Origin of the sequence: Thalassobaculum sp. (assembly GCF_965223715.1) — a bacterium.
In the GTDB taxonomy this organism is placed as follows: Bacteria; Pseudomonadota; Alphaproteobacteria; order Thalassobaculales; family Thalassobaculaceae; genus Thalassobaculum.
On record NZ_OZ245012.1, the window covers coordinates 1,355,805 to 1,370,514 of the forward strand.

13 protein-coding genes and 1 riboswitch are annotated in these 14,710 nt (G+C 67.4%); of the genes, 4 read left to right on the forward strand and 9 right to left on the reverse strand.

What is annotated here, in order from left to right; translation table 11 throughout:
* Positions 1-21: 21 nt before the first annotated feature.
* The 5 genes from ACOQOP_RS06260 to ACOQOP_RS06280 all read right to left on the reverse strand — a co-directional run bounded on the left by ACOQOP_RS06260 (position 22) and on the right by ACOQOP_RS06280 (position 6,626).
* The gene (locus tag ACOQOP_RS06260) at positions 22-2,397 is read right to left on the reverse strand and encodes a xanthine dehydrogenase family protein molybdopterin-binding subunit (RefSeq protein ID WP_420565466.1); all 2,376 of its coding nucleotides are present in this window, start codon (positions 2,395-2,397) and stop codon (positions 22-24) included.
* 105 nt (positions 2,398-2,502) lie between these two features.
* Positions 2,503-2,964: a (2Fe-2S)-binding protein gene (locus ACOQOP_RS06265; protein ID WP_420565467.1), complete on the reverse strand. Its 462-nt coding sequence runs from the start codon at positions 2,962-2,964 to the stop codon at positions 2,503-2,505.
* 242 nt (positions 2,965-3,206) lie between these two features.
* Positions 3,207-4,394: an IS481 family transposase gene (locus tag ACOQOP_RS06270; protein WP_420565468.1), complete on the reverse strand. Its 1,188-nt coding sequence runs from the start codon at positions 4,392-4,394 to the stop codon at positions 3,207-3,209.
* Between the two features lie 278 nt (positions 4,395-4,672).
* Positions 4,673-5,782: an S-(hydroxymethyl)glutathione dehydrogenase/class III alcohol dehydrogenase gene (locus ACOQOP_RS06275; protein WP_420565469.1), complete on the reverse strand. Its 1,110-nt coding sequence runs from the start codon at positions 5,780-5,782 to the stop codon at positions 4,673-4,675.
* A gap of 97 nt (positions 5,783-5,879) precedes the next feature.
* Positions 5,880-6,626: an SRPBCC family protein gene (locus ACOQOP_RS06280; RefSeq protein ID WP_420565470.1), complete on the reverse strand. Its 747-nt coding sequence runs from the start codon at positions 6,624-6,626 to the stop codon at positions 5,880-5,882.
* Between the two features lie 226 nt (positions 6,627-6,852).
* On the opposite strand from ACOQOP_RS06280, the gene ACOQOP_RS06285 reads away from it, so the two are divergent.
* Positions 6,853-8,316 carry a sodium:proton antiporter gene (locus ACOQOP_RS06285; RefSeq protein ID WP_420565471.1) on the forward strand — a complete coding sequence of 488 codons (1,464 nt, stop codon included), beginning with the start codon at positions 6,853-6,855 and terminating at the stop codon, positions 8,314-8,316.
* Between the two features lie 84 nt (positions 8,317-8,400).
* On the opposite strand, the gene ACOQOP_RS06290 is transcribed toward ACOQOP_RS06285, so the two are convergent.
* Together ACOQOP_RS06290 and ACOQOP_RS06295 are read right to left on the reverse strand one after the other, a co-directional pair.
* Positions 8,401-9,009: an HD domain-containing protein gene (locus ACOQOP_RS06290; protein ID WP_420565472.1), complete on the reverse strand. Its 609-nt coding sequence runs from the start codon at positions 9,007-9,009 to the stop codon at positions 8,401-8,403.
* Between the two features lie 42 nt (positions 9,010-9,051).
* Positions 9,052-9,888 (reverse strand): universal stress protein, encoded by an 837-nt coding sequence (locus ACOQOP_RS06295; RefSeq protein ID WP_420565473.1) that lies wholly within the window; start codon positions 9,886-9,888, stop codon positions 9,052-9,054.
* 229 nt (positions 9,889-10,117) lie between these two features.
* Between ACOQOP_RS06295 and ACOQOP_RS06300 the strand changes: the two genes are divergently transcribed.
* Positions 10,118-10,996 (forward strand): branched-chain amino acid aminotransferase, encoded by an 879-nt coding sequence (locus tag ACOQOP_RS06300; protein WP_420565474.1) that lies wholly within the window; start codon positions 10,118-10,120, stop codon positions 10,994-10,996.
* On the opposite strand, the gene ACOQOP_RS06305 is transcribed toward ACOQOP_RS06300, so the two are convergent.
* Complete coding sequence (locus ACOQOP_RS06305) at positions 10,975-11,907, reverse strand: ABC transporter substrate-binding protein (RefSeq protein WP_420565475.1); 933 nt, start codon at positions 11,905-11,907, stop codon at positions 10,975-10,977. The two genes, ACOQOP_RS06300 and ACOQOP_RS06305, sit on opposite strands and share 22 nt — an antisense overlap.
* Before the next feature lie 27 nt (positions 11,908-11,934).
* Positions 11,935-12,726 (reverse strand): ABC transporter permease, encoded by a 792-nt coding sequence (locus ACOQOP_RS06310; protein ID WP_420565476.1) that lies wholly within the window; start codon positions 12,724-12,726, stop codon positions 11,935-11,937.
* Positions 12,723-12,831: riboswitch (TPP riboswitch) on the reverse strand. It overlaps the preceding gene by 4 nt.
* Positions 12,832-12,933: 102 nt before the next feature.
* Between ACOQOP_RS06310 and ACOQOP_RS06315 the strand changes: the two genes are divergently transcribed.
* Both ACOQOP_RS06315 and ACOQOP_RS06320 read left to right on the forward strand, forming a co-directional pair.
* Positions 12,934-14,154, forward strand: a complete 1,221-nt coding sequence (locus ACOQOP_RS06315) for an acetoin utilization protein AcuC (protein WP_420565477.1) — start codon at positions 12,934-12,936, stop codon at positions 14,152-14,154.
* Positions 14,151-14,588 carry a DUF192 domain-containing protein gene (locus ACOQOP_RS06320; protein ID WP_420565478.1) on the forward strand — a complete coding sequence of 146 codons (438 nt, stop codon included), beginning with the start codon at positions 14,151-14,153 and terminating at the stop codon, positions 14,586-14,588. Before ACOQOP_RS06315 ends, ACOQOP_RS06320 begins: the two co-directional genes overlap by 4 nt.
* The last annotated feature ends 122 nt before the right edge of the window (positions 14,589-14,710 follow it).

Here is a 14,710-nt window from a genome sequence, read left to right on the forward strand (position 1 = left end):
GTCAGGTCATTCGTCGTCAGGTCATTCTGCGGCCGCGGCCGGGGCGGCGGCCCGGAGGGCCTTCCACACCGTCTGCGGGGTTGCGGGCATCGGCATGTCATGTACGCCCAAATCCCAGAGCGCGTCGACCACCGCATTGATCACGGCCGGCGGGGAGCCGATGGCACCGACCTCACCGCAGCCCTTCACCCCGAGCGAGTTGTGGGCGCACAGCGTGATCTCGGTCCCGGCCGAGAAGCTGGGGAAGTTGTCGGCCCGGGGCATGCAGTAGTCCATGTAGGACCCGGTCACGAGCTGCCCCTCCTCGTCATAGACGCAGCCTTCGAGCAACGCCTGGCCGATACCCTGGGCGAGGCCGCCATGGATCTGGCCTTCGACGATCATCGGGTTGATGACCCGACCGACATCGTCCACCGCCGTCATCCGGTCCACCCGGACCACGCCGGTATCCGGATCGACCTCCACCTCGCAGATATGGCAGCCGCCGGGGAAGGTGAAGTTCAGCGGATCGTAGAACGCCTTCTCGTCCAGCCCGGGCTCCAGCTCGTCGTGCGGGAAGTTGTGCGGAACATAGGCGGCCAGCGCGACCTCGCCGAACGCCATGGAGCGGTCGGTGCCGGCCACCGTGAAGGTCCCGTCCTTGAACTCGATGTCGCTCTCGGACGCCTCCAGGATATGGGCGGCGATCTTCTTGGCCTTGTTCACCACCTTGTCCATCGCCTTGACGATGGCCTCGCCGCCGACGGCCAGCGAGCGCGAGCCGTAGGTGCCCATGCCGAACTGCACCTTGTTGGTGTCGCCATGGCTGATCTCGATGTTTTCCATCGGCAGGCCGAGCCGCTCGGACACGAGCTGGGCGAAGGTGGTCTCGTGGCCCTGGCCGTGGCTGTGGGCGCCGGTGAAGACCGTCACCGAGCCGGTGGGATGAACCCGGACCTCGGCCGATTCGTAGAGCCCGGCACGGGCGCCGAGCGAGCCGACGACGGCCGACGGCGCGATGCCGCAGGCCTCCAGATAGGTGGAGTAGCCGATGCCCCGCCGCTTGCCCTTGGCCTCGGATTCGGCCCTGCGGGCGGCGAAGCCGGCGACGTCGTGCACCGCCTCGGCCTTGTCCAGGGTCGCGGTGTAGTTGCCGCTGTCGTACTGCAGCGCCACCGGCGTCTGGTAGGGGAAGGCGTCGGCCGGGATGAAGTTGGCCCGGCGGATGTCGGTCTGGCTCATGCCCATCTCGCGGGCGCATTTCGCCACCAGACGCTCCAGCAGGTAGGTCGCCTCCGGCCGTCCGGCCCCGCGATAGGCGTCGACCGGCACCGTGTTGGTGAAGATCGCCTTCACGTTGCAGTAGATCAGCGGAGTCGAATACACGCCGGCCAGCAGGGTGGCATAGAGATATGTGGGCACGCAGGGAGCGAAGGTGGACAGATAGGCGCCCATGTTCGCCTTGGTCTCGACCTTCAGCGCCAGGAACTTGCCCTCGCTGTCCATGGCCATCTTGGCCTTGGAGATATGGTCGCGGCCATGGGCGTCGGACATGAAGCTCTCGGAGCGCTCCGCCGTCCACTTGATCGGCCGGCCGACCCGCGGCGCCGCCCAGGTGACGATCGCCTCCTCGGCGTAGTGGTAGATCTTCGAGCCGAAGCCGCCGCCCACATCGGGGGCGACCACCCGCAGCTTGTGCTCGGGAATCGACAGCACGAAGGCGCCCATCAGCAGCCGGATCACATGCGGGTTCTGGCTGGTGGTGAACAGGGTGTACTCGTCGGTCGCCCGGTCGTACTCGCCGACCGCCGCCCGCGGCTCCATGGCGTTGGGGATCAGGCGGTTGTTGACGATGTCGATCTCGGTGACGTGGTGCGCCTTGGCGAAGGCCGCGTCGATCTGGGCCTCGTCGCCGATCTCCCAGTCGTAGCAGAGGTTGGTGCCGATCTCGTCATGCACCAGGGTCTTGCCGGCGAGCGCGTCGTTCATGTTCACGACGGCCGGCAGGGTGCCGTAGTCGACGGCGATCAGCTCTGCCGCACTCTTGGCCTGGGCATAGGTATCGGCGATCACGACGGCGACCGGGTCGCCCACATGGCGCACCTTGCCCTTGGCCAGCGGCGGGTGCGGCGGCTCGTGCATCGGCGAGCCGTCCTTGGAATGCACCTGCCAGCCGCAGGGCAGGCCACCGGTCTCCATGTCCGCGCCGGTGAACACCGCCAGCACGCCCGGCGCCGAGGAGGCGGCACCGGTATCGATCGACTTGATCGTGGCGTGGGCGTGGGAGCTGCGCAGGATATAGGCGTAGCTCTGGTTGGGACGGTTGATGTCGTCGGTATAGTTGCCGCGACCGGTCAGGAACCGCTTGTCTTCGACGCGCTTCACGGCCGCGCCAATACCGGTACCTCCCTCAGGCATGCTCTCTCTCCCTAGTCGCCGGTCCCCTTGTTCTTTTTATGACAAGGGGTTGCCGGGCATTGTTTCGAGATCAGTCTAAGCGAACCATGCGCAGAGCCGGTCCGGTCACATCGTCTGCTGGGCCTGCTGGATCGACTTCACGATGTTGTGGTAGCCGGTGCAGCGGCAGATGTTGCCTTCGAGCCACTCGCGGATCTCGTGCTCGCTGGCCTTCGGGTTCTTCTTCACCAGGTCCACCGCGCTCATGACCATGCCCGGGGTGCAGAAGCCGCACTGCAGGCCGTGGTTGTCGCGGAAGGCTTCCTGCATCGGGTGCAGCTTGTCGCCGTCGGCAAGGCCTTCGATGGTGGTGACCTCGGCGCCCTCGGCCTGGACGGCCAGGAGGGTGCAGGACTTCATGCTGTCGCCGTTTACGTGGACGACGCAGGCGCCGCACTGGCTGGTGTCGCACCCGACATGGGTGCCGGTCAGGCGGAGATTCTCGCGCAGGAACTGGACGAGCAGGGTCCGGCCCTCGACCTCGCCGGAGACCTTCTTGCCGTTCACCGTCATGGATACCGTGGGCATGCCCTTATACTCCCTCGTGAAGCAGTCGACTGGTTTGGTTGGCAGGGGGCTCTTTAGGCGACCGTTAACCAGGTGCCGCCCCTCTCACGGTGCAGTCTCATTCCCCGCCCGCCCAAGGTCAAGCGGCGAGGCCGCGACCCGGGTGCCCCGTTATGTCGCGGTGGGGTGGGGCGGTGCGAGCACCGGACTTCCTACCTCCTTCTCCCTCTCCCCATCCCTCACTCACTCCCCGGATTTAGTGTTCAGCCCGGAGAGAAGGTTGACGCCTGTTCGGAGACATGGCTGACGATTTCCGGATTAGTGTTTTCGTCGTTGTTGACGTCAATGGTTGCGATGCGCTTGGCGCCGAAGAAGACGCCGAACCGGCCGTCGCGGTCTCTTGGTCGGATGGCGACGCGTTCACCGCGGAAGGCCTTGGGCACGCGCCAGAGGCGGTTTCGGAAGCTGATGTTGGCGGACTGGTTGACGGTGCGCAGCGTCTCGCCGTCGTCATAGACGATCTCGGGCGGCGGATCGGTGAAGGGACGCGGCGAGACGGCGTAGCGGGTCGCCGGCACCTCCTGGCCGAGAGCCTCGTGCGGCCTGCGGGTGTTGTAGACGCTGCGCCAGGCATCGAAGGCCCTCTGGGCGCAGGCGAGGTCGCGGAACCGGTTGCAGGCCAGCAGCTCGGCGTTGAGGGTGCGGTGGAAGCGCTCGTTCTTGCCGCGCGACTGGGGATGGTAGGGGCGGCTGTGGATGACCTCCACGCCGAGCTTGAGCAGCCACACCCCGAGCGGCGTCCACTGTCCCGGCACGCCGCCGCCCCAGGGCGAGCCGTTGTCGAGGAAGAACGCCTCGGGCAGGCCATAGCGGCAAAAGGCCCCTTCCAGGGCGCTGCGCACCGTCGCCGTGCGCTGGTCGCCGCAGGCGGCAAGGCAAAGCGCGTAGCGCGAGTGATCGTCGATCACCGTCAGCGGATGGCACCAGCCGGCGCCGGCCAGCGGCACGCGGCCCTTGAAGTCCATCTGCCACAGCAGGTTCGGCGCCGGCTTCTCGAAGCGCCGGTAGTGATGGTTGTCGCCGCCGCTCCCGCCACCGATCCGCCCATGACGCTGCAGCACCGCATGCACCGTCGACGGGGCTGGCGCTGCAAGCCCGTCGCGGATCAAACAGCGCGCGATCTTGCGCGCTCCCCACGCCGGGTGCGCATCGCGCACCGCCAGGATCGCCGCCTCCACATCGGCCGCTGTCCGCGCCGGGCTCCCATGCGGCCGCCGCGAGCGGTCACACAGACCCTCCGCCCCATCCTGCCACCGCCGGAGCCATTTGTAGCCCGTCTGCGCACTGATCCCAAAACGCCGGCACAGTTCCCGACGGTTCGCCCCTTCCGACAACGCAAGCGTCACAAACTCAAGACGCTGTTCCATGGCAGACACCTCTCTCCACGGCATGCCCAGCCTCCTGCGCTGATCACATGCCTAAAGTGTCAACCATCTCCCTGAACACCTGTCCGCTATCTCTCCGGGCTGAACAATTTAGTCCGGGGCCCACCCGTCAGCCACTCGAACGCCGGCGAGCTCTCCCCAGCGCCCGGGACGCCACAGCCGTAGGCCCCGGACTAAATCCGGGGAGTGAGTAAGAGATAGGGATGGGGAGGGGGAGAAAAGAGAATGGCCGCCGGAGGGTTCCCGGCGGCCATCGCTTAAAACGGAGACGGGGAGGGAAACCCTCAGTACACCACCACACTGCGGATCGACTTGCCCTCGTGCATGAGGTGGAAGCCCTCGTTGATCTCGTCCAGCGGCATGGTGTGGGTGATCAGCGAGTCGATGTCGATCTTGCCGTCCATGTACCAGTCGACGATCTTCGGCACGTCGGTGCGGCCGCGGGCGCCGCCGAAGGCCGTGCCGCGCCAGGAGCGGCCGGTGACGAGCTGGAACGGGCGGGTGGAGATCTCCTGACCCGCACCGGCGACGCCGATGATGATGCTCTCGCCCCAGCCCTTATGGGCGCATTCCAGGGCCTGGCGCATGGTGGTGACGTTGCCGATGCACTCGAACGAGTAGTCGGCACCGCCGCCGGTCAGTTCCACCAGGTGAGCGACGATGTCGCCGTCGATCTCCTTGGGATTGACGAAGTGGGTCATGCCGAACTGCTCGCCCAGCGCCTTGCGGGCCGGGTTCAGGTCGACGCCGACGATCATGTTGGCGCCGACCATCCGGGCACCCTGGATCACGTTCAGGCCGATGCCGCCCAGACCGAAGACCACGACGTTGGAGCCGGGCTCCACCTTGGCGGTGTTCACCACGGCGCCGATGCCCGTGGTCACGCCGCAGCCGATGTAGCAGATCTTGTCGAACGGCGCGTCCTCGCGGACCTTGGCAAGCGCGATCTCCGGCAGCACCGTGTGGTTCGCGAAGGTCGAGCAGCCCATATAGTGGTAGAGCGGCTTGCCATCGAGCGAGAACCGCGAGGTGCCGTCGGGCATCAGGCCCTGGCCCTGGGTCGTGCGGATCTTCTGGCAGAGGTTGGTCTTCGGGTTCAGGCAGTACTCGCACTCCCGGCATTCCGGGGTGTAGAGCGGGATCACGTGATCGCCCTTCTTCAGGGTCTTCACGCCGGGGCCGACATCGACGACCACGCCCGCACCCTCATGGCCGAGGATGGACGGGAAGATGCCTTCCGGGTCGCCGCCCGACAGGGTGAAGGCGTCGGTGTGGCAGATGCCGGTGGCCTTGACCTCGACCAGGACCTCGCCCTCCTTGGGGCCCTCCAGGTCGACGTCGCAGATCTCCAGCGGCTTGCCGGCGGCGAAAGCGACGGCGGCACGTGTCTTCATGGTTTCCCCCTCGGGCTCGGCGGGCGGTTGGAGCCGGGTCTTGGCGCCCGGTCCGCAGTCGGTCAGGCAAACGGCGGTCTGCCGGCCGTGGCTCGGATCAGCCGTTCGCCGTGACGACCAGCAGGACGGCCGTGGCGGCCAGGGCGACCCAGGCGAGCGCGGCGCCCCAGTGCAGGCCGTCATAGACGTTCTCGGCGGGGATCCCGAGGCGCTTCATCTCTTCGCTACGCGGGTCGGCGGATTGGGCCACGGCAGGGTCCTCCTTCTTGGCTGGGGTGGTGGCAGGTTTCGCAGCGGCCGCGGCAGACGTGGTCTGGGCGCCGGCGGGCTTGGCATCGGAGGCCGGAGTCTCGGCCGCGGGGGCAGGGGCAGAGGCGGCGTCGCCCGGCGCGCGCTGCGAGGCGATCTCCTTGAACTTCTCGAAGAAGTCGTTGGCGTATTTCTTCGCCGTCGAATCGATCAGCCGGCTGCCGATCGCGGCAAGCTTGCCGCCGACGCTGGCATTGACCTCGTAGGTCAGCAGGGTCGCGGGCTCGCCGTTCTCGGTGGTCTCCTCGAGGTTGACCTTGGCCCCGCCCTTGGCGAAGCCGGCCGCACCGCCCTTGCCTTCGCCGACGATGGTGTAGCTGACCGGCGGATTCAGGTCCTGCAGCTCGACCGCGCCGGCGAACTTGGCCTTCACCGGCCCGACCTTGGCGGAGACCTTGGCGGTGAAGCCGTGGTCGCCGGTCTTCTCGATTTCCTCGCAGCCCGGAATGCATTCCTTCAGCACGTCCGGATCGTTCAACGCCTCCCACACCGTCTGGCGGGGGGCGGGGATGATCTGCTGGCCGGTCATGTCCATCGGGACGATCTCCTGGGAAGGCGGGGCATAAGGTCACGCTTGGCTGACCCAAGGCATCTATCATGATTGCGCGCGGCTTGTCACCGACCCGACGCCGCGTCAGATCGCGCCGATGCGGGGGTTTCGGGGGGCAGAGCGTTGGGGCATACTCGCGCGCCTTTGAGGGCCGGTGCGGACGCATCGGTGGGGTATCGGTCGCGAAGACGCCGTGGGAGGACGAACGAGAATGGCGAAGACGATGATTGGCTGGAACGGGGCGCGCCGCCTTATGACATCCCTGCTGGCGGCGATGGCCCTGACGGCGATCAGCGCCGGGTCCGCCTGGGCCGCGACCGAGGGAGCGCCGCATCTGAACGGTGCGGAGATGAACCTGCTCTGGGTCATCCCCTTCGCCGGCATCCTGCTGTCCATCGCCATCTTCCCGCTGGTCGCGGGCGAATTCTGGCACCACCATTTCGGCAAGGTCTCCGCCTTCTGGGCGCTGGCCTTCATGGTTCCCTTCGCCCTGGTATTCGGCTTCGACCTCGCTCTCTACGAGGTCCTGCATGTCGGACTGCTGGAATACATCCCGTTCATCATCCTGCTGCTGTCGCTGTTCACGGTGGCGGGCGGGGTGCGGGTGACCGGCACCCTGCGCGGCACGCCGGAGATGAACACCGGCATCCTGTTGCTCGGCACCGTGATCGCGAGCTGGATGGGCACCACCGGTGCCGCCATGCTGCTGATCCGGCCGATCCTGAACGCCAACGAGGACCGCAAGCACAAGGTCCATGTGGTGGTGTTCTTCATCTTCCTGGTGGCCAATGTGGGCGGTTCGCTGACGCCGCTCGGTGACCCGCCGCTGTTCCTGGGCTTCCTGAAGGGCGTGTCCTTCTTCTGGCCGACCACCCACATGCTGGCGCCGATGGCGCTGGTCTCGGCGATCCTGCTGGTGATCTTCTATGGGCTCGACCGCTTCTTCTGGGCGAAGGAGAGCGAGGACGTCCGGGCCGTCCCGGCCCAGGCGGGCGAGAAGATCGGGCTGGAGGGCAAGTTCAACATCCTGCTGCTCGGCGGCGTGGTCGGCGCGGTGCTGCTGTCGGGTGTCTGGAAGCCGGGGATCAGCGTCACGATCTACCACGTGCAGTGGGAGATCCAGAACATCGTGCGCGACCTGCTGCTGCTGGCCATCGCCTACATCTCCTGGAAGGTCACCAGTCTGGAGAGCCGGCTGGCCAACGGCTTCACCTGGTTCCCGATCCTGGAGGTCGCCAAGCTGTTCGCCGGAATTTTCCTGACCATCATCCCGGCGATCGCCATCCTGAAGGCCGGCACCGACGGATCCCTGCGCGACGTGGTCTCGGCGGTGTCCACGGAGACGGGCGAGCCGGTGAATCTCGCCTATTTCTGGCTGACCGGCATCCTGTCGTCCTTCCTGGACAACGCGCCGACCTACCTAGTGTTCTTCAACACCGCCGGCGGCGACGCCCAGCAGCTCATGGGGCCGATGGCCAATACCCTGCTGGCGATCTCGGCCGGTGCGGTGTTCATGGGCGCCAACACCTATATCGGCAACGCGCCGAACTTCATGGTCAAGGCGATCGCCGAGGAGCGCGGCATCCCGATGCCGAGCTTCTTCGGCTACATGATCTGGTCCGGCCTGATCCTGATGCCGATCTTCCTTCTGGTCGGGTTCCTGTTCTTCGCCTGACCGGCAGCCTGCACCACGACATGAAAAAGGCCGGGCACTCCGACGGGTGTCCGGCCTTTCTATTGGGCGCCCGGCGAGAGACCGTCAGGCGGTGAGTGCCGTCGTTTCTCCCTCGCGGATCACGGCGGGGTCGTAGGCCTTGCGGGCGAAGACCGCGCGGACCATCGGCTCGAAATGCTCCAGCGGCGGGGTCGGGTAGTCCGGGTCGAAGGAGGCCTGGTCCCAGCGCTCGCAGAAATCGGCGCAGAGCTGGAAGCAGGGGTGGTCGCGGAACCGGTCGCGGGCGTCGCGGTCCCAGCCGTAGTGATGGGCGTAGTACAGCATCTGGAAGATGCCGTGATGCTCCACCACCCAGCTCACTTCCCAGCGCACGAAGGGGCGGATGACCTCCGCCGCCATGCGGTCGTGGTTCTGCGGGGCCAGGGCGTCTCCGATATCGTGCAGCAGGGCGCCGACGATCCAGTCGATGTCGGCCCCGTCGGCCTCGGCCCGGGCCGCCGACTGGAGACCGTGCTCCAGCCGGGTGATCTTGTAGCCCTCCAGGGTCTGCTCACCCTGTCGCCGCAGTTCAGAGAGGATCCGGTCGGCGGTGCCCGACTGATAGGCATGCTCATGCTCGGCGAGCAGCAGATAGTCCTCGCGCGTGCCGTCCTTCATCTGGGTGAAGGACACCGTCCCGGCGGTCCCGTCCATGGCCAACTCCTCGGTTAGGTCGAGGCGCGCCCCGACACAGGTTCAGTGCGACATCAAGACCGGGCGATCCAGGTGGTGCAGGACATATTCCGACACCCCGCCCATGAGCAGCTCGCGCCACCGCGCCCGGCTGTAGGCGCCCATGACCAGCAGGTCGCAGTCATAGGCGGCGGCGCGGGCCAGGAGCTGCTCGCCGATATTGCCCTCGTCGTGGATGTCGGTGTGCACGGTCGCGTTGACCCCGTGCATCGACAGATACCGGCCGATCCCCACGCCCTTCAGCGAATTGGCCTCCTCCTGCTCGGTGAAGACATGCACGTCCTCGGCCTCCAGCAGGAACGGCATGGCCTCGCGCACGGCGCGGCTGGCCTCCTTGCAGTTGCGCCAGGCGACGGCGATCCGGGTGCCGACCCGACGGCCCGGCGACCAGAACACCTCCTCATGGGGCAGGACCAGGGTCGCGCAGCCGGCCTCCAGCGCGATCTCCTCGGGGTGGTGCAGGGCGATGCTGCTGCTGACACCCTTCGGCGGCGCCTGGGAGACGACCACCAGGTCGCTCAGATGGGCGTATTCGGCGAGCTTCTCGACGTGATCGCCCTCGGTCTGATGATAGGCATGGCCGACCTCGACCTTGGCGAAGCGCTCGTCCAGCTCCTTGCGGATGATGTCGGCCTTCTTCTTGGCGATCTCGCGCTGCTCGGCCAGGAACACGTTGGAGGCGGCGCGGCCGGCGGCACCCGCGGGCATGCTGACCGGGGCCGTGTTGTACAGGACATCCAGGTGGCCGGAGAACCGGGTGGTCAACTGGATGGCGAGTTCCAGGCGATCTCTGTGCCTGTCGTCGTTCGCCATGTGGCAGAGGATCGATTTGATCGCCATCGGGCCGTCTCCGGTGCGGTTTCTTATGGTTCAGATGCGGGCCGAAACCCTACCGGGCGCCGCTTTCGGAGGCAATGCGGCGTGGCGCGCCTCCGGCCAAAATCACAGACCATTGTCACCGTGACACCGCGTTGCCGCAAAGGCCTTTGCGAAAATGGGTATGGAATACTGTCCTAAATTAGGTCAGAAACACTGCCATAACAACTTTATGTCCCAATGGAGGATCGTTATGGAGGGTGTGTATTGCTACGAGGGCGAATGGCGCAATGAACAGCCGCTCCTGTCGGGTCCGCTCGATCTCGCGTTCTGGTCGGGCAACACGGTGTTCGACGGGGCGCGGGCCATCGCCGGCTGTGCGCCGGACCTGGACCGGCACTGCGCCCGGCTGGTGAAGTCGGCCGCCGCGATCGGCATGACCTGCCCGATCTCGGCGGAGGAGGTGCACCGGCTCTGCGTCGAGGGACTGGAGATGCTGCCGGCCGACCGGGACTACTACATCCGGCCGATGGTGTTCTGCAGCGGCGGATCGATCCTGCCGGAGACCGGCGACATCCGCTTCACCCTGGCGATCTTCGAGGCGCCCATGCCCGGGGAGAACGCCGGCAAGGCGACGATGACGGCGATCCGCCGCCCGGCCCCGGACCAGGCGCCGACCGACGCGAAGGCGGGATGCCTCTATCCGAATTCCCAGCGCGCCCGGCGCGAGGCGATGGCGCGGGGGTTCAATCTGGGCGTCGTCTGCGACCACGAAGGGAATGTCGCGGAGTTCAGCCACGCGAACCTGTGGCTGGCCAAGGACGGCGTGGCGATCACCCCGAAGGCCAACGGCACCTTCCTCGACGGCATCACCAAGAACCGGGTTGCCGGCCTGCTGGAAGGGGCGGGCATCAAGGTGGTGCAGCGCACCGTGCTCCCGGCCGATCTCGACGAAGCCGACGAGATCTTCACGACCGGGAACATGGGCAAGGTTCAGACGGTGACCGGATGGGAGGGGCGGGAGCTTCAGCCGGGGCCGATCTTCCGCACCGCCCGGGAGCTCTACGCGGCCCATATCGAGGCGAGCCGCGTGCAGAGCGCCGGCAGCGCCTACCGCAAGGCGGTGGCGTAGCTCTCCACCGGCGGGGTGGTCTCCACCAGTCCCGCCGCCTTCATGAAGGCCGCGAACCGTTCGTAGCGGCCGATATCGAGGGCGGCGGGCCGCAGGGCGAAGCGGGGCAGCGTGTCCCGCCAGGCGCGCCGGTTCAGCTCGTCGTCCAGGTCCGGGTTGAGAGCGATGAACTTCGCCCACGAATCGTCCGGGTGGTTGATCAGGTACTGGGTCCCGACCTCGACCGCGTTGAGGAAGCGCTTCAGCCGGTCGTCGCCGACCAGGTCCTTGTTGGTCAGGTAGATCAGCTCGTCATAGGGCGGCACGCCGTGCTCCTCCACATAGAAGGCGCGGCCCGGCCGGCCGACGATGTCCATCTGGTTCAGCTCGAAGTTCCGGTAGGCGCCGATCACCGCATCCACCTGGCCGGAGATCAGGGCCGGGGACAGCGAGAAGTTCACGTTCACCAGCTCGTAGTCGCCCTGGCCGAGTCCGGCCTCCTTCAGGATGGCGCCCAGGACGGCGTGCTCGAAGCCGCCGACGGAGAACCCGATCTTGCGGCCCTTGAGGTCCGCGATCTCCTTGATCGGCCCGTCCTCCAGCACCACCAGCGTGTTCAGCGGCGTCGCGACCAGGGTGCCGAAACGCACCAGGGGCAGGCCGGCGGCGGCCTGGATGTGGAGCTGCGGCTGGTAGGAGATGGCGACCTCAGCCTTGCCGGCAGCGACCAGCTTCGGCGGGTCGTTCGGGTCGGCCGGGGCGATCATCTCAATTTCCAGACCCTCGGCCTCGAAGGCGCCGATGGCCTGGGCGACGTAGAGCGGGGCGTGGTCCGGGTTCACGAACCAGTCGAGCAGGACGGTCAGCTTGTCCGCCGCCCGCGCCGGGGGGGCGAGGCTGAGGGCAAGGAACAGGGCGAGCAGGAAGCGCATGCGTTTCTCTCCGATTGGCGTACTTGGTCAGGAATCGGCCTCGCCGGGCTGCCAGGCCACGGCGCGGCGGAGAAGGAAATCGACGACGGCGTAGAGCGTCACCGCCATCAGGGCGAGGGTCAGGAGGGCGGCGAACATCAGGTCGATCTGCAGCCGCGCGTTGGCGTGCAGCATCAGGTAGCCGAGCCCGGCCGAGGACCCGACCCACTCGCCGACCACCGCCCCGATCGGGGCGACGGCGGTGGCGACCCGAAGGCCGGAGGCGAAGGCGGGCAGGGCGGCCGGCAGCCGCACCCGCCGGAACAGCCGCGTGCCGGTGCAGCCGAGCGACCGGGCCGCCTCCAGCCATAGCGGATCGACCCGGCGCAGGCCGTCATACAGCGCCGAGGTGACCGGGAAGAAGATGATGAGGGCGGCCATGGCGACCTTGCTGGCCATGCCGTAGCCGAGCCACAGCACCAGGATCGGCGCGAGCGCGAAGACCGGGATCGCCTGGCTGATCACCAGGATCGGCAGCAGCCAGGGCCGCAGCCGCCGCCATTCCGACAGCATCACCGCCGTCGCCAGCCCGACCAGCACGCCGATCATCAGGCCGAGCACGATCTCCAGCATGGTCACGCCGGCATGGTGCAGGATGATGTTGGAGCGCTTCACCCAGGTGACCGCGACTTCGACCGGCCCCGGCAGGATGAAGGCGGGCACGCCGGTCAGCCAGACCACGGCCTGCCACGCCAGAATCAGTCCGGCGGCGATGGCGAGCGGCCGCAGGCGCCTCACGAGGGCTGAGTCGGATGGATAGGCGGGTGCGCTGGCGCGCATTCAGGCCTCCTTGCTCCCTACGCCGGTACAAACCGGATCAGGTTCCTGGGGTCGTCCGAAGATCGGACCTCTCAGCCGCAGGATGCGGCTCCCCCGAAGTGGCGAGCCGGAGAATGGACCGGGCCGGCGCGCTTGGCAATGTGTGATCTCAGGGAACGGGGCCGTCGGCACTTGGCAAGCGCGGCCCGTCGCTCCAGATTTCGCCCCATGGACATGGCCAGCCCCGCAGAGCAGAGCCCGATCGTCGATCCCTCGGTCACCGCACGGCGCGATCCGGCTTGGACGGCGGGCGTGCTGAAGCCGCCGCCGGCAGTCTTCCCGCGCCGGCCGATCCTGATCGCCAACGAGATCTACCGACATTCGGTCTATGGCCGTCGCCACCCGCTGTCGATCCAGCGGGTCACGCCGGTGCTCGACCTGGCGCGGGCGCTCGGCTGGCTCGGCGATGGGCAGTATCTGGACTGTCTGCAGGCCGGCCCGGAGCAGCTCACCCGGTTCCACGAGCCCGACTACATCGCCGCCGTCGCCGAGGCCGAGCGCACCCGGCACGTGCCGGACGAGATCCGCGACCGCTACAATATCGGCCGTAACGGCAACCCGGTCTTCGCCGAGATCTTCCGCCGTCCGGCGACCTCCTCGGGTGCGTCGATTCTCGCCGGCACGTTGCTGGCCGGGGTCGAGCGGGGCGTGATCCATTCGCTGGCGGGCGGCACCCATCACGGCCGCCGCGCAATGGCCTGGGGGTTCTGCTTCTTCAACGACCCGGTGCTCGGCATCCTGGCCATGCTTGACCACGGGCTGGAGCGGATCGCCTATGTGGATCTGGATGCTCATCACGGCGATGGGGTGCAGGACGCCTTCCACCACGACGACCGGGTGCTGACGATCTCGGTGCACGAGGACGGCCGCTGGCCGCGCACCGGCGCCGTCGATGACCGGGCCGGCGGGATGGCCCGCAACCTGCCGGTACCGCAGGGTTTCAACGACAGCGAGCTGGAGGTGCTGATCGACTCGGCGGTGGTCCCGCTCGTGGACCGGTTCTTCCCCGACGCCCTGGTGATCCAGACCGGGGCCGACGGCCTGTCCGACGACCCCCAGGCCAAGCTCGATCTGTCCAACCGCGCGCTGTGGGCGGCGGTGGAGCGGCTGGTGCATTGCGCGCCGCGGGTTCTGGTGGTGGGCGGCGGCGGCTACAATCCCTGGTCGGTCGCCCGGGCCTGGACCGGGATCTGGGCGACCCTGAACGGGATCGACCCGGACGTGCCGACCCAGGGGGCCGCGGAGGCGGTGCTGCGCGGTTTGGAATGGAACCACAGCCGGGGCCGCAATCCGCCGGAACACTGGTTCACAACGATCGCCGATCCGCCGAACCGCGGCCCTGTCCGCGATGAGATCCACCGTCTGGCCGAGGCCGTGCTGTCGCCATGAGATTTCTTGCCCTGACCTTCGTCCTGCTGCTCGCCCCGGCCGCCGCCTGGGCGCAGGACCTGGTGCCGCTGACCGTCACCACGGAGCAGGGGGAGGCCCACACGTTCCAGGTGGAGATCGCAGGCACGCCGGAGGAGCGGGCCAGGGGGCTGATGTTCCGCACTGAACTGGCCGAGGATCGCGGGATGCTGTTCATCTTCCCTCGGCGCGAGCGCATCGCCATGTGGATGCGAAACACTGAGATCCCGCTCGACATGCTGTTCATCTCCGACGACGGCCGGGTGACCCAGATCCACGAGCGCGCGGTGCCCCATTCGGAAGCGGTGATCTCCTCGCGCCGCCGGGTGCGCTACGTGCTGGAACTGCCGGGCGGCACGGCCGAGCGGCTGGGCCTGGGACCGGGGGCGCTGGTGACGTCGGAGGCGATGCAATAGCCCTGCGACACGCCCTTCGACACGCGCCTGCGGCGCTGCTCAGGGTGAGGTAGATCTTTTATGAGACTAGAGAAAAATTAATTACTTTAAAGCATTAAGGTCCGTTCTTAATCTCACTTATA

Bases quoted from the DNA above. Each gene is read 5' to 3' on its own strand.
- ACOQOP_RS06285 (WP_420565471.1), top strand. From the start codon at position 6,853: ATGGCGAAGACGATGATTGGCTGGAACGGGGCGCGCCGCCTTATGACA.
- ACOQOP_RS06310 (WP_420565476.1), bottom strand. From the start codon at position 12,726: ATGCGCGCCAGCGCACCCGCCTATCCATCCGACTCAGCCCTCGTGAGG.
- ACOQOP_RS06315 (WP_420565477.1), top strand. From the start codon at position 12,934: ATGGACATGGCCAGCCCCGCAGAGCAGAGCCCGATCGTCGATCCCTCG.
- ACOQOP_RS06300 (WP_420565474.1), top strand. From the start codon at position 10,118: ATGGAGGGTGTGTATTGCTACGAGGGCGAATGGCGCAATGAACAGCCG.
- ACOQOP_RS06295 (WP_420565473.1), bottom strand. From the start codon at position 9,888: ATGGCGATCAAATCGATCCTCTGCCACATGGCGAACGACGACAGGCAC.
- ACOQOP_RS06305 (WP_420565475.1), bottom strand. From the start codon at position 11,907: ATGCGCTTCCTGCTCGCCCTGTTCCTTGCCCTCAGCCTCGCCCCCCCG.
- ACOQOP_RS06270 (WP_420565468.1), bottom strand. From the start codon at position 4,394: ATGCCGTGGAGAGAGGTGTCTGCCATGGAACAGCGTCTTGAGTTTGTG.
- ACOQOP_RS06265 (WP_420565467.1), bottom strand. From the start codon at position 2,964: ATGCCCACGGTATCCATGACGGTGAACGGCAAGAAGGTCTCCGGCGAG.
- ACOQOP_RS06260 (WP_420565466.1), bottom strand. From the start codon at position 2,397: ATGCCTGAGGGAGGTACCGGTATTGGCGCGGCCGTGAAGCGCGTCGAA.
- ACOQOP_RS06275 (WP_420565469.1), bottom strand. From the start codon at position 5,782: ATGAAGACACGTGCCGCCGTCGCTTTCGCCGCCGGCAAGCCGCTGGAG.
- ACOQOP_RS06290 (WP_420565472.1), bottom strand. From the start codon at position 9,009: ATGGACGGGACCGCCGGGACGGTGTCCTTCACCCAGATGAAGGACGGC.
- ACOQOP_RS06320 (WP_420565478.1), top strand. From the start codon at position 14,151: ATGAGATTTCTTGCCCTGACCTTCGTCCTGCTGCTCGCCCCGGCCGCC.
- ACOQOP_RS06280 (WP_420565470.1), bottom strand. From the start codon at position 6,626: ATGGACATGACCGGCCAGCAGATCATCCCCGCCCCCCGCCAGACGGTG.